Annotated in this window: 19 protein-coding genes and 3 pseudogenes; 16 read left to right on the top strand and 6 right to left on the bottom strand. The window is 55.9% G+C overall.

Annotation, left to right across the window (positions count from 1 at the left end):
- Positions 1-16 precede the first annotated feature (16 nt).
- From QQG91_RS15200 to QQG91_RS15185, 4 genes are read right to left on the bottom strand one after another with little or no spacing between them, the layout of a single operon-like run.
- A complete protein-coding gene (locus tag QQG91_RS15200) occupies positions 17-1051 on the bottom strand; it encodes an extracellular solute-binding protein (RefSeq protein ID WP_285772398.1) in 1035 nt (344 codons plus the stop codon).
- Between the two features lie 43 nt (positions 1052-1094).
- Entirely contained in the window at positions 1095-1898 is an 804-nt protein-coding gene (locus QQG91_RS15195) for an ABC transporter permease (protein ID WP_285772397.1), read from the bottom strand.
- Positions 1891-2814 carry an ABC transporter permease gene (locus QQG91_RS15190; protein ID WP_285772396.1) on the bottom strand — a complete coding sequence of 308 codons (924 nt, stop codon included), beginning with the start codon at positions 2812-2814 and terminating at the stop codon, positions 1891-1893. Before QQG91_RS15190 ends, QQG91_RS15195 begins: the two co-directional genes overlap by 8 nt.
- On the bottom strand, positions 2804-3880 hold the full coding sequence (locus QQG91_RS15185) for an ABC transporter ATP-binding protein (RefSeq protein ID WP_285772395.1): 1077 nt from the start codon (positions 3878-3880) through the stop codon (positions 2804-2806). The genes QQG91_RS15190 and QQG91_RS15185 overlap by 11 nt, the downstream gene beginning before the upstream one ends.
- A gap of 100 nt (positions 3881-3980) precedes the next feature.
- Here QQG91_RS15185 and QQG91_RS15180 point away from each other — a divergent pair, with 100 nt between their 5' ends.
- The 12 genes and pseudogenes from QQG91_RS15180 (at position 3981) to QQG91_RS15585 (ending at position 16427) form a co-directional block, all read left to right on the top strand.
- Positions 3981-4658 (top strand): TetR/AcrR family transcriptional regulator, encoded by a 678-nt coding sequence (locus tag QQG91_RS15180; RefSeq protein WP_285772394.1) that lies wholly within the window; start codon positions 3981-3983, stop codon positions 4656-4658.
- Complete coding sequence (locus QQG91_RS15175; protein ID WP_285772393.1) at positions 4655-6304, top strand: amidohydrolase; 1650 nt, start codon at positions 4655-4657, stop codon at positions 6302-6304. Before QQG91_RS15180 ends, QQG91_RS15175 begins: the two co-directional genes overlap by 4 nt.
- Positions 6294-6773 (top strand): DUF3237 domain-containing protein, encoded by a 480-nt coding sequence (locus QQG91_RS15170; protein WP_285772392.1) that lies wholly within the window; start codon positions 6294-6296, stop codon positions 6771-6773. The genes QQG91_RS15175 and QQG91_RS15170 overlap by 11 nt, the downstream gene beginning before the upstream one ends.
- 177 nt (positions 6774-6950) lie before the next feature.
- On the top strand, positions 6951-9413 hold the full coding sequence (locus QQG91_RS15165) for an ATP-binding response regulator (protein ID WP_285772391.1): 2463 nt from the start codon (positions 6951-6953) through the stop codon (positions 9411-9413).
- 96 nt (positions 9414-9509) lie between these two features.
- Positions 9510-10481: a hypothetical protein gene (locus QQG91_RS15160; RefSeq protein WP_285772390.1), complete on the top strand. Its 972-nt coding sequence runs from the start codon at positions 9510-9512 to the stop codon at positions 10479-10481.
- Positions 10482-10604: 123 nt separating this feature from the next.
- Positions 10605-11150, top strand: coding sequence for a YaeQ family protein (locus QQG91_RS15155; RefSeq protein ID WP_285772389.1), 546 nt, complete (start codon positions 10605-10607; stop codon positions 11148-11150).
- 119 nt (positions 11151-11269) lie between these two features.
- Positions 11270-12232 carry an aldo/keto reductase gene (locus tag QQG91_RS15150; RefSeq protein WP_285772388.1) on the top strand — a complete coding sequence of 321 codons (963 nt, stop codon included), beginning with the start codon at positions 11270-11272 and terminating at the stop codon, positions 12230-12232.
- A 220-nt stretch (positions 12233-12452) separates the two neighbouring features.
- A pseudogene (locus QQG91_RS15600) lies at positions 12453-12554 on the top strand (GntR family transcriptional regulator); the annotation flags it as partial.
- A 30-nt stretch (positions 12555-12584) separates the two neighbouring features.
- Positions 12585-13748, top strand: a pseudogene (locus QQG91_RS15140) (dihydrodipicolinate synthase family protein); the annotation flags it as partial.
- Positions 13749-13753: 5 nt separating this feature from the next.
- A pseudogene (locus tag QQG91_RS15135) lies at positions 13754-15127 on the top strand (aldehyde dehydrogenase family protein).
- Between the two features lie 20 nt (positions 15128-15147).
- Positions 15148-15924 (top strand): NAD(P)/FAD-dependent oxidoreductase, encoded by a 777-nt coding sequence (locus QQG91_RS15590; protein ID WP_352232133.1) that lies wholly within the window; start codon positions 15148-15150, stop codon positions 15922-15924.
- On the top strand, positions 15924-16427 hold the full coding sequence (locus tag QQG91_RS15585; protein WP_352232132.1) for an FAD-binding oxidoreductase/lyase: 504 nt from the start codon (positions 15924-15926) through the stop codon (positions 16425-16427). The genes QQG91_RS15590 and QQG91_RS15585 overlap by 1 nt, the downstream gene beginning before the upstream one ends.
- A gap of 31 nt (positions 16428-16458) precedes the next feature.
- Here QQG91_RS15585 and QQG91_RS15125 read toward each other — a convergent pair whose 3' ends face one another.
- Positions 16459-17028, bottom strand: coding sequence for a LuxR family transcriptional regulator (locus QQG91_RS15125; RefSeq protein ID WP_285772387.1), 570 nt, complete (start codon positions 17026-17028; stop codon positions 16459-16461).
- Between the two features lie 132 nt (positions 17029-17160).
- Between QQG91_RS15125 and QQG91_RS15120 the strand changes: the two genes are divergently transcribed.
- From QQG91_RS15120 to QQG91_RS15105, 4 genes are all read left to right on the top strand, one after another.
- Entirely contained in the window at positions 17161-17865 is a 705-nt protein-coding gene (locus QQG91_RS15120; RefSeq protein WP_285772386.1) for a CoA transferase subunit A, read from the top strand.
- The gene (locus QQG91_RS15115) at positions 17865-18494 is read left to right on the top strand and encodes a 3-oxoacid CoA-transferase subunit B (protein ID WP_285772385.1); all 630 of its coding nucleotides are present in this window, start codon (positions 17865-17867) and stop codon (positions 18492-18494) included. The genes QQG91_RS15120 and QQG91_RS15115 overlap by 1 nt, the downstream gene beginning before the upstream one ends.
- Positions 18495-18632: 138 nt before the next feature.
- Positions 18633-19868: an Hsp70 family protein gene (locus QQG91_RS15110; RefSeq protein ID WP_285772384.1), complete on the top strand. Its 1236-nt coding sequence runs from the start codon at positions 18633-18635 to the stop codon at positions 19866-19868.
- Positions 19869-19965: 97 nt separating this feature from the next.
- Complete coding sequence (locus QQG91_RS15105; protein WP_285772383.1) at positions 19966-21978, top strand: YgiQ family radical SAM protein; 2013 nt, start codon at positions 19966-19968, stop codon at positions 21976-21978.
- Here the strand turns inward: QQG91_RS15105 and QQG91_RS15100 are convergent.
- Entirely contained in the window at positions 21968-23260 is a 1293-nt protein-coding gene (locus QQG91_RS15100) for an RsmB/NOP family class I SAM-dependent RNA methyltransferase (protein WP_285772382.1), read from the bottom strand. The genes QQG91_RS15105 and QQG91_RS15100 overlap by 11 nt on opposite strands.
- Between the last annotated feature and the right edge of the window lie 47 nt (positions 23261-23307).

Genomic DNA, 23307 nt, shown 5'->3' with positions numbered 1-23307 from the left:
CAGCCATCCCTTGAATTTATCGGGTGAGCTCGGTCCAGATCCGTGTGTAAAGGTCTTGTGCTTCGGGAGCGCAAAGAGTCTGTTCGATTGCGGCCGACTTGAGTTCGTCGGGAACCGCAAGTTCTGGCGCCGACACCAAAGCCGGGTCCATAAAGGGTTCGGAACCTGCAATGCCGTTATTGTACATCGTATAGTTCGAGATCATCGCCGCATTCTCTGGATCCATGATGAAATTCATGAAGAGCTTTGCATTTTCGGCATTGGAGGCGTCTGACAGAACCGCGACGTGATCCATCCACTGCATGTAACCCGTTGCAGGCCAGCCATAGGCGAAACCCTCGTTCAGGCCACGCACACGGGCGGCGGCGCCGCTCCAGAAGATAGAGGCATTCAGATCTTCGTTGATGAATTTTTCGAACGAAGGATAGTCGACGGAGGCCCAGTTTTCTTTGGCGGCCAACAAAAGATCACGTGCCTTGCTGAGACTTTCGCGGTCGGTCGTGCAGGGTTCTGCCCCGATATAACGTAGTGTCATATCAATGGTGTCGTTCATCGAAGGCACAAGGTTGATGCTGCCTTTGAGCTCTTCAGGCGGCTCGAGGAAAATAGCCGCCGTATTGATGTCGCCATCATAGACCTTGGTGTTCACCATGACGCCTGTCGTTCCCCAAACCCAAGGCACAGTATATTTGCGCTCGGGGTCGGTCGGGATCGACTTCCATTCGTCGGCAACATTGGCAAAATTCTCCATCGCTGGAGCATTAACCTCCATCAAAAGACCTTGCTCCACATAGGCGGGGATGAAGTAGCCGCTTACAACAACCACGTCCATGCCGTGACCGCCAGCTTGGATACGCGCGATGGCTTCTTCGTTCGCGGCGAAGTCGGTCAAAGAAACTTCGACATCATAGGTCTCTACGAATTTCTCCAAGAGCTCGGGAGGGGTGTAGAGCCCGAAGTTGTAAATGTTCAATTTGCCTTCTGCGAATGCAGGCTGTGCAAGTAGCGCAAGCCCGGCAAGAAGAGCTGTACGAGAAGGGGAAAGTTTCATTGTAGCCTCCGAGGTTGGATAGGGTTTGGCAGTTTCTTATTGGTTAATTTCTAGTGCGCGTGAGGAGCCCAGAGGCCGCGACGACAGAGATGCTCGCAAACAGCAACAAGGCTGAAATTGCGTAGATTTCCGATGTGAGATTGCGGCGAAGCTCGCTCATCAAATAGGTTGGCAGAGTTTCCTGCCCTGGTGATTTGACAAGACTGCTGACCACGACGTTGTCGAGCGACACAACGAACGCCAACATAAAGCCGGCAAGAATTCCGGGCGCCAATAGCGGCAGTGTCACACGCCGAAAGGTGTAAAAGCGGCTCGCATAGAGGTCCATCGCCGCGGTTTCCAACGTAAGATCCATTCCCGAAAGCCGTGCCCGGATCGGCAAGAATGCGAATGGAATGCAAAAGGTCGTATGCGCCGCAATTATATAGCCAAGCCCCTGATAGCCTGTGGCTTGCTTGATCTGTGAAAGAACAATCATCAGCGCAATGGCAAAGACGATCTCGGGAACTAGCAACGGTTGATTGATGATGACAAAGATACCGCCCTGCCCTTTGAACGGGCGTCCACGTGTCACAGCCATAGCTGCCATTGTCGCAAAAGTGGTCGAGAGGATGGCCGCAATCGAGGCTACGAGCAACGAGTTGTAAGCAGCGCGGCGAAACGCTTCATTTTCAAAGGCGGCAGTGAACCATCTCAGCGATGCGCCTTCCCAACTGCTTGCAGTTTCCCCGCCGTTGAACGCGTTGATCACAAGGATGAGGACAGGGATATAGAGAGCAAGAAAGGTGGTCATCGCAATGATCGTGACGCCGGGAAAGAAAGAGACTTCAAAACGATGCTTAGCCATCGGCTCGTTCCCCCCTTGCATCGCGCCGCGCATACCAAACGAGTGCGACCAGAACGACAAGCGTAAGAGTGATCGACAAGGCCGCTCCGAGTGGCCAGTTTCTGCCCTGACCGAATTGAAGATCGATCAGGTTACCCCACATCATCGCGCGGCCGCCGCCCATGAGGCGCGGCGTGACATAGGCGCCTAGGGCGGGAATAAAAACGAGGATCGACCCGGCAACGATCCCCGGCCACATGAGTGGAAGAACGACCTTGCGCAGGCAGTGGAAACGGGATGCATAGAGATCATAGGCCGCCTCGGCCAATCTGAAATCGAAGCGCTCGATAGCGGAATAAACAGGCAAAACCATGAGCGGCAGGAAGACATAGGTCATCCCCAAGAGCACCGCGCCGTTGGTGAACATCATTTGCAAAGGTTCATCGATCAGCCCAAGTCCCATCAATGCCCGGTTGATCGTCCCATCTGCGCGGATCACCTCTTGTATCGCAATGGTGCGGACGAGGAGGTTGGTCCAGAACGGCACCGTGATGAGGAACATCCAGAACGCTCTGGCCGAGGGATGTCGGGTGGCAATGAACCAAGCCGTCGGAATTCCGAATAGTGCCGTCAAGAGCGTTGTCGCAAAAGCCAAGCCCACCGACCGCCCGAGGATCGCAAGATGTGCCGTCGCAGGGATCAGACTGTCATCGAAAAAGTCGCGTTCAAAGAAAACCGCAATCCAGCCATCCAGTGAAAAGCCAGAGGTTACGCCGCCATATTGCCCTGCAGTCATGAAGGAATAGGCGACCATGATAAAAAGAGGCAGTATCGACAGAAGAACGATCACTGCGAGCGCGGGGAGAGCAAGGGACCAGCGACGTTGCGTTTCTGCCTTGAAAAGGGCTTGGTCTCTTGAGGAAAGTTTACCCGACATCTGCTTGGCCTTTCGGCAAGATGCGTATCGCGGTCATCGGAAGGGCGACTTGAAGCTTTTGTCCCTCTTTCAACTCCGTCCCCGCGTGTGCGGTGTTCTGCGCCCTCAGGCCAAGTCGCGCCCCGTCCTGCAAACGAATGCTGACATGGGTATCGGTGCCCGAGAACACCAATGTCTCGATGATCCCTTCAAGTGCGATCGCCTCAGGAGGCCCTGCTCCGATAACGATCTGCTCGGGACGTATCATAACGGTGACTTGACCCTTTGCTGTTGTTCCAGAAGGAGCCGCCGCCTTTGCGCCACCGGAGAGCGTCACAGTTCCGTCCGTCAGTGTTGCGTCAAGGAAATTGGCATCCCCGATGAATTCGGCGACGAAACGGTTCGCTGGTCGATCATAAAGGGTCCGCGGATCGGCAACTTGTTGGAGTGTGCCCCCTTCCATCACCGCAATACGGTCCGACATGGTCAAAGCTTCGTCCTGATCATGTGTGACAAAGATGAAAGTCAGTCCCAGTTCTCGCTGGAGCCGTTTCAGTTCGACCTGCATCTGTTTGCGAAGTTTCAGATCGAGCGCTGAAAGTGGCTCGTCCAAAAGCAGAATACGCGGTCGTGGGGCAAGAGCACGTGCCAAGGCCACGCGTTGCTGCTGGCCTCCCGACAGTTGGTTGCTCTTGCGGTCGCTGAGATGCGACATCTGCACGATTTCGAGCATTTCCTTTACCCGAGGCGCGATTGCCGAAGGGTTTTCCCCGCGCGCCTCAAGGCCGAAGGCCACGTTTTCCGCGACAGTCATATGCGGAAAGAGCGCGTAACTTTGAAACACGGTATTCACCGGGCGTCGGTTCGGCGGGGTTGTCGCAATATCGGAACCGTCCAAAATCAATTGGCCGCCAGTCGGGTGCTCAAAGCCCGCGATGATCCTCAGCAAAGTTGTTTTCCCACACCCTGATGGGCCCAGAAGTGTGAAAAACTCTCCTTCTTCAATCGCGATGTCGATGGAGCGGAGCGCGTCAAACGCACTCGATCCAAAACCGAATGTTTTCGCCAGCGATTTGATTTCAAGCATGGTCGCCTACCTAGAAGTTTGATCAAAAGTTATTGACACAAATTTTTTAGTCAATAAAAATTTTAAGAGGATAAAAACTTTCCCTACGGAAGAGAGACAGATGCCCAAAGATGCAGAACCCGGGCTTCGGGATCGAAAAAAGGCGCGTCGCCGCGAGGAAATAATGGCAGCGGCAATCGAGCTCTTTGAGACCAAGGGCGTCGACGCGACGACGATTTCGGATATCGCCGAAGCCTGTGATGTTTCGGCGCCGACTGTGTTCAATTATTTTGGATCGAAGGATGGAATCCTGGTCGCCATCGTAGAAGAAGGCACACAGGCCAAACGGGACCAAGGCTCGCGACGTCCACGCCTTGAAGGTGTTCCACTGTCCGAGATTATTCTGGATTTTCTTACCGAGATTTCGCAGGAAACGCTCGCCATCGCGACGCGGCGCATCTGGCGATATGCAGAAGCTTCGGCCATCCGTCGGCCCCAAACCGAGCTTTCCACGCGTTTCCGGAGCACGACACTCCTTCTCATTGGTGCAATCGAAGACCGTCTTCGGCCTTATGAGCTTGTCACGCGCGCGGGCACATCGCTCGATATCGGGCACTTCGCCACGCTTCTCCATGACCTTTGGATGCCTTGCTATCTGACCTTGATTACGGACCCCGAAATGACTTTGGCGGACCACGAAAAGATGCTGGCCGAGCGTGTCACGCCTCTTTTGAATCTTGTTTTTGATGAAACCACACTCGCCGCAGCTTATTTGCGCAAACAAGGAGAGCTCGGATGAGCGCCAGCCTGATTGTCACCAATGCAAGCGTCTTGACGATGGACCCGAATTCGCCCCGCGCCACAGCGGTTGCGGTTAAAGATGATAGAATTATCGCAGTCGGTTCCGACGCAGAAATCATCGCATTTTCGGGCCCCGTGACGCGTCATCTCGATGGCAACGGTCGCACGCTCTTACCGGGGTTTATCGAATCCCACGTGCACCTGTTTATGGGCGGCTATAATGAAACAGTTATCCGCGCAGATCGTGTGAGTGGCAAAACGGCGCTGACCCAAGCCGTTCGGGATTACGCCGCCAAGCACCCGCATTTGACACTTCTTCTGGGCCAGGGGGCGGGATACGGAATAATTGCGCCGGACCATCCTCTCACGCGCCATATTCTCGATGAAATTTGCCCGGATCGCCCTTTGATGATCATGGCCTATGACTTTCATACCGCTTGGGCAAATACAGCGGCGCTCGAAGCGGCCGGTCTCCTACATGGCCGCGAACTTCCGCGCGGTAACGAGGTCGTCATGGGTTCTGACGGTCTTGCGACGGGTGAATTACACGAAAAGCTCGCCATGCTCCCCGTTATGGATCTACGCAATGTCGGCGGGCGGGAATCCCACGGCATGTCAGGTATCGAGCCACCCGTGCCCCCGACCGATGCCGAGCGGCGCGAGGATCGCGAAACGCTCAAAGTTGGAATACGGCACGCTGCGCGTCATGGCATTACGACGATGCATAATATGGACGGCAACCGCTACATGCTCGAAATTTTGCGCGAGATAGAGGCCGAGGGGGATCTTATTTCCCGCATCAGAGTGCCGCTTCACCTTACCGCTGAGATGGACTTGTCCGAGCTTGACCGAGCTTCGGCGATGACCCGAGATTTCCAAGGCGAAACGCTCAATTGCGGCTTTGTGAAAATCTTTCTTGATGGCGTTATCGCGAGTGGCACTGCGGCGATGCTCGAACCCTATTCGAACCGCGAGGGGCATTGTGGGGATATGCTCTTTACGCGCGAGAACTTTATCGCCGCAGCGATCGAGATCGACCGTCGCGGTATGCAAATCGCGATCCATGCGATCGGTGACGCTGCAGTGCGGCTTGCCCTTGACGGCTATGAAGCAGCGGCAAAGACCAATGGCCCAAGGGACAGGCGTCACCGCATCGAACATGTTGAAATGCTGCATCCCGACGATCTTCGTCGCTTTGCTGAACTTGGGGTCGTCGCGTCGATGCAACCGCCCCATGCCCCGATCAAAGAGGATGAAACAACACAAGGCATCGGCCCTGAGCGCGCGCGTCTCGCCTATGCATGGCGCAGCATTGCCGAGACCGGCGCGACATTGGCGTTTTCTTCAGACTGGCCGATTGTGTCGATCTGTCCACTCAGTGGGATTCAGGCAGCAATGACCCGAAAAACCTGGGCGGCAAGCCAAGCCGACGAGAGGATCGATCTGCATGATGTTCTAGCCGCCTATACCCGCAACGGGGCCTATGTCGGCTATGCAGAAAACCTCACTGGTATGATCCGCAAGGGTCTCAAGGCAGACCTTGCCCTTCTTTCCGGCGATATTGAAAGCACGCCTTTCGACCAGATCGGCGCGATGCATGTTGATCTAACAGTCTTTGACGGTCGGGTGACATATGAGCACTGAGTGCCCTGATGTCACGACCCTCGGCGCGGCCTCGTCTCCCGGAGCGCCGCGCCTGAGGCGTCTTTGCTCGATACGTGCGGATATTGCCGCGCCTACCGAATTCGAAACCACACGCGGGACTGGACGGGCGCTTTTCCCGATCACGGGAGGCGAGGCCATTGCCGAAACATGGCGGGCCAAGATCCTGCCCGGGGGTGCGGATTTCGCCCGAAGGCTTGCTGATGGCACCTATGAGATAGAAGCGCGCTATTTTCTGCAGCTTGACGATGGAACGATAGTCATGGTGCATAACTCAGGGCGAATGTCACCCCAGCCCGACGGAAGCTATCACGGGCGCACGAAAGCCGAATTCGAAGCTCCGTTCGGCCCTCACCAAACGTTGGGCGACATGGTCCTTTTCGGAACCGCGTTCGCTCCGGCCGATGATGAAAGCGCTGTCTATATCGAGCTTTGGCATGCTGTGATTTAGTTCTTGGAACGGCTGAGGGCATACCCTCAGCCAGCGCATTTTCTTTTCAACCTGGACAACTAAGACTTTGAAAAAGGAACGGATCAGCCGACCTAAATAAATTTTTCTGATAAAATCGCGATCGCGCTGAAACTTTTATGACGGTGGAACGTGACTACCCCAAAATGGGGTACATTCATGGATATTCCACAAACGCCGTCGCTATCGGTCGCTTTCTCTCTTCTCGCTGTCCCAAGAGCGGTCGAGTTGCGTAAATTTATCGCGCTCCATTTCTGGCGCTTTTATCTCGCACTGGCGGGGTTGGCGCTCTTGTTGTCTGTCCATGCCGGCACTTATGAGCGACCCTTTGAACACTTGTTGTCCTTCGAACTTGCACCTGTAGGGCAAGCGTCTGCACTTATTCTCGTCCTTTTTATATATCTTTTTCCCAAAGAACGCCTTTTGTTCGGCCTCGTCCTATTCGCGATGGGATTTATTTTTGCCAAAACAATCCAACTTTATGATCACCAAAGTATCCCAAACCGATTTTGGTTCTTCGCCTTCCTCGATATGACAGTCAGCCTACTGATTGCGTTGGGTTTGGGCAAAGCCAGCCTTGTGTTGGTCGAGAGCCAATCAAAAATCTTCGAGCGCCTGAATTATGACACGCGTTTTATCATCGTCCTCTTCGGGATCATCGGTGTCGGAGGGTTCGGGGGTGTCGTCATTACCTATGCTATTGGCCAACTCTTGGACCACGGGGCCAACGACTCGAGTACATTGCCGATTTTGTTTTCAAGTCTCACCCAATCGGTTCGAGGGTCCTCTCTCGTCACCACTGTTTCCGCCATCGTCGTAACCCTGCCGCTGAAGAGGCAATCTTTCTTCGTGGTGCCCGGATCAATGGCTGCCTTTGCTCTTCTGGCCGTGCTCAAGTTCGAGATGCAAATCCCGATCCCGGATACGGCGTTCTTGATCGGAGCACTTCTGTTCAGGGCCATATTCATTCTAAACACCGCGCTCATTGCGACACTTGCCGGAAGCATTTCCTACCTGGTTACGAGTAGCGCCCTGACAGACGAGTTTGTCGGAATATCGGTCACTACCACGCTTAGCCTCGTGACAATCGCAATTGTCGATATGATCCTCGTCGAGAGGAATTGGAAATTGAGGGTGCGGCGCAAGAATCTGAAAAAACTCTTTGAATCGCAGGAACTTTCTAGGATCGGGTTCTTTTTCTACTCGCCCGAGCTCAACGTCGCAGAGTTCGACCCATCGGCGCAGAAAATGCTTGGTGTGAGCGATGCGACAGGATTTGCAGCACTATTTGATCGGCTGGAAAAAGATCAAAGACGAGAGATCGAAAACACGATTCTGGAGGCACGGGTCGGCACCTCGATTGAGAAATCGTTGTTTCTTGGGTCATCTGATCCACAACGCAAGGGTCAGCTTTTTCGGCTCTTTATCAAGCTCGATCACACATACTCGGGCAAGTTGGCCCTTTTTGGAACGATCGTTGATGTGACCGAGCTTCACGAGATCCAGCTTGCTTTGAAAGAGTCGAACGAAGCGTTGCAAAATGCCGAGACAAAGCGAAATCTGATGCTTGCCGTCATTTCGCATGAAATGCGTCATCCTGCGTCGCTACTTAAACAGAATATCGAGTTGGGTTTACAAAGCCTGGATGGCCCTGACAAAATTTTCTCACGGCTGAACGGACTTGCGGATCAACTGTTGAAAATCATGGACGATATGACTTTGATCCTCGGAAAGGATGAAAGCCGTTCTCTTGCAAGTGACGAGTTTGATTTGGCTGTTGAAGTCGAACACTTGATCGAAGCGTTCCTCCCGGATGCACACAAGAGGAACCTTGCCCTAAACATACAAGCAAAGCAATCGGGTGCGTTATGGATCAGGACCGACAAACGATTATTGCTCCAGATTTTTTCGAATATCTTGCGCAATTCAATCATCCATTCGGGGGCGAGCAACATCACGGTCAGGGTCGACGCAGAACACCTATCGGAAGATAGATTAAAGGTTCACGCGGTTATCGAAGATGATGGATGCGGAATCCCTCTGGCGCTTCGCGAGAAACTTTTCGATCCGTTCAACAGAGAGGGTTGCGGTGTTTTTTCCAAAGAGCCGGGATCAGGCTTGGGGTTCTATATTGCGCAAACTTTGGCAGGTGCTTTGGGAAGCCGGATAGAATTCGAAACAGAAATAGGGGTCGGGACGGCTTTCAGTCTGACATTCGAGTTCGAGCGAGCCCATCAACATGTCTTGCCAGCCGTGGAACCCGCCCCCGTCTTCAAGACAGCCTTGCTTGTAGAAGACAGTGACTTGTTGGCAGAAGTAACCATGGCGCTCTTCAGATCGAACGGACTGAGCGCGATCTGGGCGCCGACGCTCGAACAGTCCGCAGAGCTACTGCAAGAGTATGAACCTGACCTCGTTTTTCTTGATGGCAACCTTCCGGATGGGGACGGAGCCGAATTTGCGAGCTCGGTTCGGGGGCGATTGCCCAACGCGAATATCATAGGTTTGACGGCCTCGCTTGATCCGGGCGTTCATGCCCGCTTCGTTGCGGCGGGTGCAAATGACGTTTTCATCAAGCCTTTGACGGGAGCTCTCCTGAAGCGGATTTTGAACGAAAGCTAGCGAAGATCCAATGAACGGAAGATTTTCGGTCTTGAGTATGAAGCAGAGCCGCGCACTATTCACATGACCGAATTTCTGCCGAAAAGGACGATGAGAATGGTCGGGACGCGGCTTATCGCTATCGCGCATGTCGGGGTTTTCTCTGCGACCCAAGTTTTTGCTGGTTGTCCCCAAGGCACCGAGGCTTTTAACACCTGCCAAATAGAGGGTCGTAACACCGAAGTCGCGGTCTGTTTTGACGACCGCAATGTCTCATATTCCTACGGTTCGATCGGGAGCCCCCCTGAGCTCGAGCTGTCGAGCCCTGTCGAGCGGGTTGATTTTGAACCTTGGCCCGGTTTGGGAAGGTCGATCTACGAAGAAGTCACGTTCTATAATGGTGACTATTCCTACACCGTAGGCGGCGGCTTTGAACGGCCTTTTTCCGACGAAGAAGCGCAACAGGAGCTAAGACGTTTCGGCTGGGTCGAGGTGATGCACTTGGGCGAGCAGATAGCATATTTCGAGTGCCGCCCCGAAACAGTGACCTATGGTTTTGGAGGCGGACTTTACGACCTCAAAGTCGCAGCAAACCAGTCTTGGGATCAATATTCCTTGTCTTGGGTGTCTGATCTTGTCCAGCCGACGTCATCATCGACACTTCGCGATACCAACCTCGAAACTTGCCTGTCGCCGTCCGAATTCAGTCTTGGCGGACTACGCTTGGGTGATCCTTTGAGCATGTTGGGAAAACTCGGCTCGCCCGAGCCTGTTCAAGGGTCTGGCATACCAATCGATCGGCTTACGTTGGTCGACATGACGATCGATATTTTCGAAGACGAGATCGTTGCAATGTCCTCGGAGTTACCGACATGGGCCACCCGTTCGGGATTGAAAGTCGGTCTCACACGCGGCGAGGTCATCCGACTTTTGGGCCGTGTCCCGCTGGGATACGATCCGACCGCCGACAGCTTCTCCATCGACGCCTGTTCCGATCAGCAAGGGGTTCGTTCCGAGTGGATGATCGACATAGATTTTGGTCAGGACAAGCGGGTCTCGCGCATCACTCTCGCAATGTTTTCCCCTTAACGACAAGATACGTAGATGTCCCTTGTGATGGTTCGCAGAAACATTCTTTGCCTGAAAGATTGGTAATCGCTTTGCAATAGGCGTAACAGGGCCCCGAACAGCGCCTCAGACACGGAGACCGTGATGGCCCAGAAAGCGACGATTTACAAAGTGGAGATGTCCGTCTCGGATATGGACCGCCACTACTATGAAACGCACAAGCTCACCGTGGCCAAGCACCCTTCGGAAACCGACGAGCGGATGATGCTGCGTTTGGTTGCCTTTGCCTTGAATGCACATGAACAGATGGAAATGACCAAAGGTCTCTCGACCGATGACGAACCCGACATCTGGCAGAAAAGCTTTAGCGGCGAGCTCGAGGTTTGGGTTTCGCTTGGCCTTCCGAGCGAAAAGGTAATCCGCCAGTCCTGTAGCAAATCCCGTCAGGTGCTGGTCTATGCTTATGGTGGCAAAGCCGCAGAAGTGTGGTGGGACAAAATCCAGGGGCAGACCACGCGTTTCGACAATCTTGCTGTTTTCTTCCTGTCTGATCCGGAGATGACCTCTCTTGCCGCCTTGGCGGATCGGACGATGAAGCTCCAGATCAATGTTCAGGATGGTGAAGTCATGGTCGCGGCGGGCGATAACGTCGTCTACGTCACGCCCATGAATTGGAAGAACGCAGCCTAGCGCATTTCCGGCTTTGTGCTTGTCTTCAAGTTGGACCAAGATCAAACTTGAATAGGTAATCAAGGGCATCCCCGACAGCGGCTTCGTCCTTGATCGCGATGCCCGAGGGAGGACATTAGATGCAAAAGAAACCTATCGGATCGACGGGTCTAAGCGTTACGCCCATCTGTTTTGGCGGTTCGGGTCTTGGAGATATGCCCGAGACTTATGGATATTCCGTGAGCGAAGAGCGGGCACGCGAAACCGTTAGGGCGGTTTTCGATGGACCTGCAAACCTACTCGATACGTCGAACAACTATGGTTTCGGGCGAAGCGAAGAACGGATCGGTCAGGTCATTCGCGAACGCGGGGGCCTTCCCCATGGCTTCGTGCTCTCGACAAAGCTTGACCGCGATATGGAAACGCGTCGGTTCGATGCGGCGCGCGCGCGCCAGTCCTTTGAGGAAAGCACTGCCCGTCTTGGTCTTGACCGCATTCCCCTTTTGCACCTCCACGACCCCGAACATGCGCGGGACCTCACCGAGATCACCAAAGAGGGCGGCGCTTTGGACGAGTTGTTCAAGCTCAAGGAAGAAGGTCTTGTCGATGCGGTCGGGCTTGCCATGGGCCGTGTCGACATCATGTTCCCGATCCTTCGCGCCTATCCTTTCGACGCTTTGATCAGCCACAACCGTATGACGGTTCTTAACCGATCTGCGGCCGAAATGTTCGACTATGCGCATGCACAAGGTATCGCCATTCTGAACGCCGCCCCGTTTGCAGGCGGTGTTCTCGCCAAGGGCAGTGCGGTTACGCAGAAAGTCACATATCAGGATGTGGATCAGAAGGCGCTCGAACCTGTGCGCCGCATCGAGGAGCTTTGCGCTCAACACGGCGTGGCACCTGGGGCGGTTGCGCTCCAGTTTTCGATGCGACAGCCTTCCGTGACGTCGACCATGCTCGGCGTGACCAAGCCCGAGCGCATCGCCCAGACCCTTGAATGGGCGAGCATGGACATACCGCAAGCTCTTTGGGATGAACTCGATGCGCTGCCTTACGAAACCGAAGACCCAGAGGCGAACCGTGTCTATAATCCAGGGTAACAAACTGGTTTTATTATCATAAGATCGTCACAGAGCCCGCCGCGCACCATGTGGCGGACTTTTTTGTTCATGCAGCCTACACCGCTGGGACGGATCGAAGCCGAGTGACTCGATCCTAACAGAGCGGGGATGCCTCATGTCGGAACGACCCATGAATAAAAAGACGAATTGTCTTTCCGACTTGCGCCGACGGATCCTGACCTAAGATCTCGAGCCCGGCGCCTATCTTGATGAAGTCCCGTTGGCAGAGGAATACGGCATGTCCCGCCCTCCCCTGCGCGAGACACTGCGGCAGCTTGCGGGTGAAGATTACATCGTTCTTCACCAGAACCGCGACGCCCAGGCGGCACCGATGACGCACAAGACGTTGCGCAACTTTTTTGTGGCAGCGCCTATGATCTATGCCGCTGTTTCGCGCCTCGCGGCCGAAAACGCAAAGCCTTCCCAGATCATGCGGCTCAAAGATACGCAAACCCTCTTTCGCAAAGCAATCCGTGACGGCGACGCCGCAGAGCGGGCTTTGATGAATGAACGTTTCCACGCAATCATCGGCGAAATGGCCGACAACGAGTATCTGACCCCAAGCCTGCGGCGGCTCTTGATCGACCACACGCGGACCGGGATGACCTTCTATACCCCTGCCATCACCCCGCATCGGGAAGATGGGAGCATCGACCGCGAGGCCTTTGCCGCACATTTCGAGTATCTGATCGCTTCGGGCGTTCATGGGATCATCAATGGCGGCTCCACGGGCGAATACTATGCCCAATCCATGCAAGAGCGGTTGGAGATGGCGAGCTTTGCAAAAGAGATCATAGGAGACCGCGTGCATCTCATGATCGGCACAGTGGCGATCCGTCTCGAGGACTCGATCACTATGGCCGAACACGCCGCCAAAATCGGTGCGGATAGCATTCTCGTCGGCTCGCCCCCCTACTCGGTTCCGACCGAGCAGGAAAATGCCCTCAACGCGCTTGCCATCGACCGTGCGGCCGATTTGCCGATCATGCTTTACAACTATCCGGGACGAATGGGCGTCAACATGGGGGAAGAGTTTCTCGACCGAGTGGGGCGCAGCAAGAATTTTTGCGCGATCAAGGAAAGCTCGGGGGATATCAACCGTGTGCACCTCTTGGCGCGCGATTATCCGCATATCCAGATGTCATGCGGCATGGACGACCAAGCGCTCGAGTTCTTTGCATGGGGCGCCAAAAGCTGGGTGTGTGGCGGCTCCAATTTCCCTCCCCAAGAGCATCTTGCACTATGGCGGGCCTGCGCGGTCGAGGGCAACTTTGACAAGGGTCGCCGCATCATATCCGCAATGATGCCGCTGATCCGCGTTCTGGAGCAGGGTGGCAAGTTCATCCAGTGCATCAAATATGGATGCGAAATGGTGGGCAATTATGCGGGCCCGCCCCGTCCGCCCCGATGAGCCCTGAACAAAGACGGCAAGCGCCAATTGGAGCAGGTCGTGCGCGTGTTGAAGCGCACCGTTGCCCAGATCGAAGCAGAGGCCCGAGCATGGCCGGACTTTCGACCACTGAAGAATACAAAGAGATCGCTGCCACTCTTACCCCGCCGACCCAAGCCTTTATCGACGGGAGCTTTCGACCTGCACTTTCGGGCAAAACCTTTGCCTCGGTGAACCCCGCCACGGGCGAGAAGATCGCAGAGCTCGCGGCATGTTCTGCGGAGGATGTGGATTTCGCGGTCGAGAAATCCTCGGCAGCGGCAAAACGATTTACGACTGCGAAACGGTCGACCTTCCCGAGACAATGAACTGCATCAAATGGCACGCCGAACTCATCGATAAAATCTATGATCAGGTGGCACCCGCCTCGGACAACCACATTGCAATGGTGGTGCGCGAACCCGTTGGGTTGTGGGACTTGTTCTGCCTTGGAACTTCCCCCTCTTGATGCTTGCGCGGAAAATCGGGCCTGCTCTTGCTGCGGGATGTTCGATCATGGTCAAACCTGCCGAGGAAACGTCACTCACCGCTTTGCGCATTGCCGAACTCGCCTATGAAGCGGGCATTCCCGCAGGTGTTTTCAACGTCGTGACCGGCGGCGGCGCAGACGTCGGAGAGCCTTTGGGGCGTCATATGGATGTAGACGCGGTCTCCTTTACGGGTTCGACTGCAACTGGTCGCCGTTTTCTTCGATACGCAGCCGAGTCCAACCTAAAGGAAGTCACACTTGAAATGGGCGGCAAGAATCCCGCATCGTGCTTAACGATGCCGAGAACCTTGATCGCGTTGCCGCCCATGTTGTGAACGGTGCATTCTGGAATATGGGCGAGAACTGCTCGGCCGCATCGCGTCTGATCGTTCAGTCGGGTGTCAAGGACGCGCTGATCGAGCGTATCATTGCCCATACCCGCGAATGGCCGATAGGTGATCCGCTAGACCCGAAAAATCGCGTGGGTGCTCTCGTCTCCCCCGCCCATTTCGATAAAGTCAGCGCGTATCTTTCAGGGCAAAAAATCCTCCTTGGCGGCAAAGCAGAAAACGGCTTCGTAGAGCCGACCATTCTGGACGTTACCGACCGCAACGCCGAACAGGTCCGCGAAGAAATTTTCGGACCCGTGCTTTCTGTCCTCATCGTCGAGACATTCGACGAAGCCATCGCTTTGGCAAACGACACCTAATACGGCCTTGCAGCGTTGATCTTTACCGCCAATGTCAAACGGGCGATCCGCGGGGCACGGGCACTGCGCGCGGGAACCGTCACGGTCAACAGCTTTGGCGAAGGGGACATCTCGACCCCATTCGGCGGTTTCAAGGCCAGCGGCTTCGGCGGTCGCGACAACGGGATCCATGCGCGGGACCAATATACCCAGATCAAAACGATCTGGGTCGATCTTGCGGACGATCAGGCAGAGGCCTTCGATTGACCCGATACACCGCAAAACGCTTGCCTGATCTCAAAGGGCCCGCGGCGTGGAATGCGATCCTTGGTCCGCAACAGGCACTTCCGACTTTGGAGGGCGCCCAAACTGCGGATGTCGCTATCATCGGTGCGGGGTTTGCGGGCTTGTCGGCCGCGCGCCGCCTGATCCAGATCGACCCGAACCTTCGCGTTGCGGTGCTCGATGCCACGCGTATCGCCAATGGGTCGAGCGGACGGAACTCGGGTTTCATGATCGACCTGCTGCATGATCTCGTGTCCGACGATTATGCGGGCGCGGGTGACGACCGTGAGGTGATCCGCCTCAACCGTCAAGCCATTGCTTTCGGGCGCACCGCCGTCGAGGACTACGAAATTAGCCCCGACTATTTTGTGCCGATGGGCAAAATCAATGGAGCAGCGAGCCAGACTGCAGCGGATCACAACAAAACCTATTCGGAACATCTCGCCCAGCTTGGCGAACCAAGCGAACTTCTCGACCAAAGGCAGATGGAGGAGATTACAGGATCGCGTCACTATATCGGCGGGCTCCATGCGCCGGGAACGGTGATGCTCCAACCTGCAGGGTATGTGCGCGGGCTTGCCGCCGGACTTCTTCGCGATGGTGTAGCCCTCTTCGAAAACAGCAGTGTCACTTCCTTTGCCAAAGAGGGTGCCGACTGGTGCGTCCGAACCCCAAAAGGCATGGTTACAGCACCAAAGTTGATCCTGAGCGTGAACGCCCACCTTGAATCCTTCGGGTTCGAGCGCGGTCGCTTGATGCAGATTTTCTCTATGCGGTGATGACCCCCGAGCTCTCCGCTCAGGACATCAAAACCCTTGGTGGTCATAGCCGTTGGGGAGTCACACCGTCGGACCCGATGGGAACAACTGTGCGCCGCATCGACACGGGTCAGGGCGGCAATCGCATCGTCACGCGGACCTGCACAACGCTCAAACCCAATATGGCGATCACCGACGGGCATGTTGCCCGCGCCGCAAAGGTGATGCAGCGGAAATTCGAGCAGAGATTTCCCAAACTCGCCGGGATCAAGATGGAGCATGCTTGGTCAGGACATCTTTGCCTGTCGACCAACAGTGTGTCGGTTGCAAAAGAACTCGACCATGGCGCGTTTTCCGCCTGCGTCCAGAACGGATTGGGCACTGCGCGCGGGACCCTCACAGGGATTGCTGCGGCAGAGCGGGCCATGGGGCTTCGGAGTGAAATCACGGACTACTTCGATCGCGAAGCCCGTCCCAAGCTGCTCCCTCCGCATCCCTTTCAAGAGATCGGGGCAATATGGTGATCCGTTACAAAGTGTGGCGCGCCACCGACGACTAGCCCCGCAAGGAAAGTTCACCCGTCAAAAGGTGGTGCACAAGTTCGAAACTGTTCCGCACGTTGAACTTGCGGATCATGTTTGCGCGGTGCACTTCGATCGTGCGGTGTGAACAACCTATATGCTGGGCAATTTCCTTGCTCGTCAGCCCGCTGATCAAATACCGCGCAACCCGTTTCTCCGCGAGAGTGAGGATGCCTTCATTGGGTCGCTCTTCGCTGATCGGCCGATAGGTCCATATCGAACAATGTTCGGGGTTCTCCTGATCCAGAGCGGTCCCGCATCCCTCCATCCAGACGATCTGGTCATTTTTGCGCCGCATGAAGCGCATATCACGATAGATTCTGGTCTTGGTCATCGCTTTTCGCGCCCGCGCCCCGATGACGGTATAGTCCGTCAAATTCGGGTAAAGTATCCGGATCGACTGACCGATGAGCTCTTGGGGTGACCAGCCGAAAACCGCTTCGGCCTGAAGGTTCGCTGCGACGATAACACGGGATTTAAGCACAAGAGTTGCATCGGGCGCGTTCCAGAACGCGAGTTTTTCAAGGTCTCGGGTTTGCGACATCACTGGGCCTATCAATACGTAATGATATACGTATTTCCACGAATAGAAGGTTCCCCCCGAGTCATGCAAGATCGGATCGATCAAATGACCATGCTTTGGTCTGCTTTGCGCCCAGAACAGTCAGGGAGAACCATGAAGAAGATTTATTCATCAGCGGACGAGGCCCTCGAGGGTCTTTTGTTCGACGGAATGCTCATCGCTGCAGGTGGTTTCGGCCTCTGCGGGATTCCCGAGCTTTTGATCGACGGTATCGTCAAGAGCGGCACCAAAAACCTCACTGTTGCTTCCAACAATGCAGGTGTCGACGACTTCGGTTTGGGCAAACTGCTTGCCACGCGTCAGATCAAAAAGATGATGTCGTCCTATGTGGGCGAAAACGCTGAATTCATGCGCCAATATCTTTCGGGGGAGCTTGAACTCGAATTCAACCCCCAAGGCACGTTGGCCGAGCGTATGCGTGCCGGTGGCGCAGGTATTCCGGGCTTTTATACGAAAACGGGCGTCGGGACCGTGATCGCCGAGGGCAAAGAGGTCAAGACCTGGAACGGGCAGGACTACATCCTTGAAGAGGGCATCTTTGCCGACCTCTCCATCGTCAAAGCGTGGAAGGCCGATGAAACGGGCAACCTGATTTTCCGCAAAACCGCGCGCAACTTCAATCCGCCTGCGGCCATGTGTGGCAAGGTTTGTGTGGTCGAAGTCGAAGAAATCGTCCCCACCGGATCGCTCGATCCCGATCATATCCACCTTCCCGGCGTTTATGTGCATCGCATTATCCAAGGCGAGCACGAAAAGCGCATCGAACAGCGCACGACGCGCAAGAAGGAGTCCGCATAATGCCTTGGGACCGCAATCAAATGGCCGCTCGTGCGGCGCTGGAACTTGAAGACGGCACCTATGTGAACCTCGGGATCGGTATCCCGACGCTGGTTCCCAATTTCATCCCCGAAGGCGTCGAGGTGACCCTTCAATCCGAAAACGGCATGCTCGGCATGGGCCCCTTCCCCTATGAGGGAGACGAGGACCCCGACCTGATCAACGCGGGCAAGCAAACCATCACAGAGCTTCCCAACACCGCCTATTTCGATAGCGCGACATCCTTCGGTATGATCCGTGGCGGCAAGATCGCTGCCGCGATCCTCGGCGCGATGGAAGTTTCCGAAAACGGCGATCTTGCCAACTGGATGATCCCCGGCAAGCTTGTCAAAGGGATGGGCGGCGCGATGGATCTTGTTGCGGGCGTCGGCCGTGTCGTCGTCGTCATGGACCACGCCAACAAGCACGGGGAGTCCAAAGTTCTCAAGTCCTGCACCCTGCCGCTGACAGGCAAAGGCGTCGTCAATCGCATCATCACCAATCTCGGTGTTCTAGATGTCGTCGAAGGCGGCCTCAGGATCGTTGAGCTGGCCGATGGGGTTACCGAAGAAGAGCTTTGCGCAGCGACCGAAGCAACGATCGTCAACTGATCCCGACACCATTTCGGAAAAGCCGCGCGATCCATTCGCGCGGCTTTTTTGTTGGGCGCTCGCTCCGATCAGCTTCTGAGAGTTGCAAAGCCAGCTCCTTCGAATTATCTCCGCACACTTTGATGATGGGGAGGCCAAATGGCGGCGCTGGGGCTTGATTTCGGAACGTCGAACACGGCGGCGGCAGTGACGGTTAACGGCAAACCGTGGGTGATCCCGCTCGAGGATGGGGCAAGCACTTTGCCAACGGCTGTGTTTCTTGACTTCGGTTCCGGTGAAATGCTCTTCGGACAGACGGCCGCGCGCGCGATGACGAGCGGAACCGAAGGGCGCTTCATGAGGTCTCTGAAGTCCATTCTCGGCACCCCACTCGCCCAAGAAAAGCGTCAGTTCCTCAATCAGAAAATGACTTTGATCGAAGTGATCGGGCTTTTTCTGAAAGAGATCAAATCACGGGCCGAAGCCGCCACCTATCAAACTTACGACCTTGTGGTCTCGGGCCGTCCTGTTCGGTTTCACTCTGCGTCCGAAGAGCGTAACGCACAGGCGCTTATTGATCTCGAAGAGGCCTATCGCCTCGCGGGTTTCAAATCCGTCTCTTTTCTTGCCGAACCCGAAGCCGCTGCTCTCGCGGTCGGGGGCCAAGGACGGCTTCTGATCGTCGACATCGGAGGCGGCACTTCGGATTTTACGGTCTGCGACAAGGATGAAAACGGAATGCGTGTCCTCGCAAGCCAAGGTATTCGCCTTGGAGGCACCGATTTCGACCGTGCTCTTAGCCTTGCACACGTCATGCCCCTTTTGGGATATGGGGCTACCATCGGCAACGAGATTGGCGCGGGCGGTCATACCGCTCCACGGTCCTTGTTTCAGGATTTGGCGACTTGGGAAAAGATCACATTCGTCTACGGGCCCCAGCTTCTTCGAGACGTGCGGAAATGGGAAAGACGCGCAGAAGAGCCACAGCTTTTCGCGCGTCTCGCCGAGGTTCTGGAGGCCCATCTTGGTCATGATCTCGCCTATGCCGTTGAAGCCGGAAAAATCGCTGCGAATACCGACCAAACGGGTCGCATCAATCTCGGCTTCGTCGAAAAGACACTCGCCGTCGCACTCGGCGTCGAGGATATAACGCGCGATCTTGGATCATTCGGGGCCGAAATTGCGGACTGTGCACTGGAGACCGTCAGAATGGCGGGCGTTTCACCCCAAACCATAGATCGTGTGGTCTATGTCGGCGGCTCCAGCATGATGAACATCGTTCGCGGCAACATTGCCGCCGCCTTTCCCCATGCCAAAAGTGAAACGTCAGAGGTCTTTACCGCCGTGGCGCATGGCCTTGCTCTAGCTGCGGACAGGCACACAAAAGGAAACTGATTTCGCTACGGCACTCTTCAAGAGCCTCCGTTGAGTTCAATCGGCGCTTATGCTATTGTGCGGTCAGATTTTTCTAGCTGCGAACTCCCCGAATATCATGAACCAGATGACTGCCCCAAAGTATGTCGGCGGCCGTGCCGCCCCGTTCCTACCTATGAATCAGGAGGAAATGGCGCGCCTTGGCTGGGCAGAATGCGATATCGTCCTTGTGACGGGTGACGCCTATGTCGATCACCCCAGCTTTGGAATGGCGCTCATCGGGCGACTCCTCGAAGCTCAAGGCTTCCGTGTCGGGATCATTTCACAGCCTGATTGGAACTCGGCCGAGCCGTTCAAAGCGCTTGGACGGCCAAGACTGTTTTTCGGCGTGACGGGGGGCAATCTCGACTCGATGGTGAACCGATACACCTCGGATCGTAAAATCCGCTCGGATGACGCCTATACAGCAGGCGGTGAAGGCGGCAAACGACCCGACCGCTGCACGATTGTGTACACACAGCGTTGTCGTGAGGCCTATAAGGGCGTTCCCGTGATCCTTGGCGGGATCGAAGCTTCGCTCCGTCGTATCGCGCATTATGACTATTGGTCGGACAAGGTGCGTCGTTCGATCCTCGCCGATGCCAAGGCCGATCTCTTGCTTTACGGCAACGCAGAGCGCGCCGTAATCGAAGTTGCGAACCGCATTGCCTCTGGCGAAACACCTAAGGATCTTGATGATATCCGCGGTGTTGCGCTGTTCCGTCCCGTCCCCGAGGATTACACCGAACTTCCTGCCGACGATCTCGAGTCCTCCGACGAAGCAGCGAGCCGTGTTGCAGGCAAAACCGTGATCCGCCTGCCTTCTTTCGAGACGGTCGAGGTCGACAAAGAGGCCTATGCCCGCGCGTCGCGCGTTCTACACCGAGAAGCCAATCCGGGAAACGCGCGTCCTCTGGTGCAACGGCATGGTGATCGTGACCTCTGGCTGAACCCGCCGCCGATCCCGCTGTCTTCGGACGAAATGGATGCGGTCTATGATCTTCCTTACGCACGGGTTCCGCATCCCTCTTATATGGACGCGAAAATCCCAGCCTACGAGATGATCAAGACTTCGGTCACGATCATGCGCGGCTGTTTCGGGGGCTGCACCTTCTGCTCGATCACCGAGCACGAAGGCCGCGTAATCCAGAACCGTTCCGAAGGTTCGATCCTGCGCGAGATTGAAAACATCCGTGACAAGACACCGGGTTTTGCGGGTGTCATCTCGGACGTCGGCGGTCCGACCGCCAACATGTATCGCATGGCCTGCAAAGACCCCAAAATCGAGGCGGCGTGCCGTCTTCCCTCTTGCGTCTTTCCCGATATTTGCCCGAACCTGAACACCTCGCACGATGATCTCATTCGTCTGTATCGCAAAGTGCGTGAAGTCGATGGCGTCAAACGCGTGATGGTCGCATCTGGCGTGCGCTATGACCTTGCCGTCAAGAGCCCCGAATACATCGAAGAGCTCGTGACGCACCACGTGGGCGGCTATCTCAAGATCGCGCCCGAGCATACGGAACGCGGGCCGCTTGATGTGATGATGAAACCTGGGATCGGGACCTATGACCGTTTCAAGGAAATGTTCGACGCTGCAGCCGCCAAGGCGGGCAAGAAATATTATCTGATCCCATATTTCATCGCGGCCCACCCCGGAACCACCGACGAGGACATGCTCAACCTCGCGCTCTGGCTGAAAAAGAACCGTTACCGCGCCGATCAGGTCCAGACGTTCCTGCCCTCTCCTATGGCAACCGCGACGGCGATGTATCACACGGGCGTCAACACGCTCAAAGGCGTGCGCCGCGGCGGAAGCGAAGCCGTTGAAACGGTGCGCGGTGGTCGCCAGCGCCGCCTCCACAAAGCGTTCCTTCGGTATCATGATCCCGATAACTGGCCGCTTCTGCGCGAGGCACTCAAATCCATGGGGCGCGCCGACCTTATCGGGCCGCGTCCGGATCAGCTTGTTCCCGTGCACCAGCCTGTCGGCGCTTTGAAAACCGCGCTCAAAAAGAATGCGGGCCGCCCGAATTCGCGTCCGCAGAAATTCACCACCAAAGGTGTGCCCTTCCCGAAAAAGCCTAAGCGCTGATCGGTACGGCAATTCGCTCGAGGACGGCGGCAAAAAAGCCGTCCGTCCCGTGCTGCGCGGGGGTTAGAGACAGATACGCGCCGCCCACCGCTTGGGACAACTTGGGTGACACCTCCGAGAGCGGCACCAGCCTGAACATCGGGAAAGCGGCGAGGAACTTGGCCACTTGGTCTTCGTTCTCTACGGGCAGCATAGAGCAGGTGGCATAAACGAGACGGCCACCCGGCTTCACAAGCCGCGCGGCACTCGCAAGAATGCGGGCCTGCAATGCGACAAGACTTTCAAGCCCACCCGCGTCATGCGACTTCCAACGGGTGTCGGGATTGCGCCGCCACGTGCCCGTTCCGCTACAGGGCGCGTCAATGAGAACACGGTCGAACCCAAGTTTATGGCGCTTGATCCATTTGTCGCTCTCGCTCGACAAAAGCCGCGTTTCCGCATTGTGGATACCCGCGTTACGGAGCCGTTCAGCACAGCGTTTGAGCCGCCCTTCACTGACGTCACAGGCGATGATCCGTCCCTTGTTGTTCATCTGTGCCGCAACGGCGAGCGTTTTGCCCCCCGCCCCTGCACAAAAATCGACAACCCGATCGCTTGGCTTTGCGTCCACAAGCGCGGCGACAAGCTGGGATCCTTCGTCCTGAATTTCCACGCCGCCCGTTTTCAGCGCATCAAGTTTGGCAAAAGAAAACCTTTGCGACACGCGGATACCGTTTTCGGCAAGCCGCATGGGTTCGCCATCAAGCCCTATCGCCTTGAGCGCGGCCAAAACCTTTGCGACATCGGCCTTGAGCGGATTGACCCGCAAATCGACTGCGGGCGGCAAAAGCGTCGCCTCCATTTCCATCGCGAACGAAGCGCCAAACCGCGCCTTGAGAGGTTCAAGAGCCCATTCAGGGCATTCAAGCCGCACGCCTTCGGGCATTTCTGGATGATCGAGCGATGCGCCCGAAAGCGAGCTGAGAAACGGCGGATGAAGATGATCGGGATCGCCTACAAGATCGGTGATCTGATCCCCCGACTTTCGTTCAACCAATGCAAGCCAAGCAATGAAAAGTGTGCGAGCCGAAGGTTCGCGACCAAGCCGTTCGCACCACCATGTCAATCGGCCCCGATGGCGCAAAATATCATAGATCGCCCCAAGGATCTCTCCACGGTCCGCATCACCAAGCCCGCGTTGTGCACGGAACCATGCCGAGGTCACAGCATCCAGAGGCCGCGCATCGGCTTCAGCTTCGGAGAAAAGCTCGAAAATAGCGTGGAGGCGTTCGGTCGGGGTCACGGCAAAGACTCTATGTATTGGGTCTGGATGCCGCACTCTCTATAGAC

The organism is Marivivens sp. LCG002 (genome assembly GCF_030264275.1).
GTDB lineage: Bacteria > Pseudomonadota > Alphaproteobacteria > Rhodobacterales > Rhodobacteraceae > Marivivens.
Note: the sequence above shows the minus strand (reverse complement) of the source record. Positions and strands in the feature narration are given on the sequence as shown.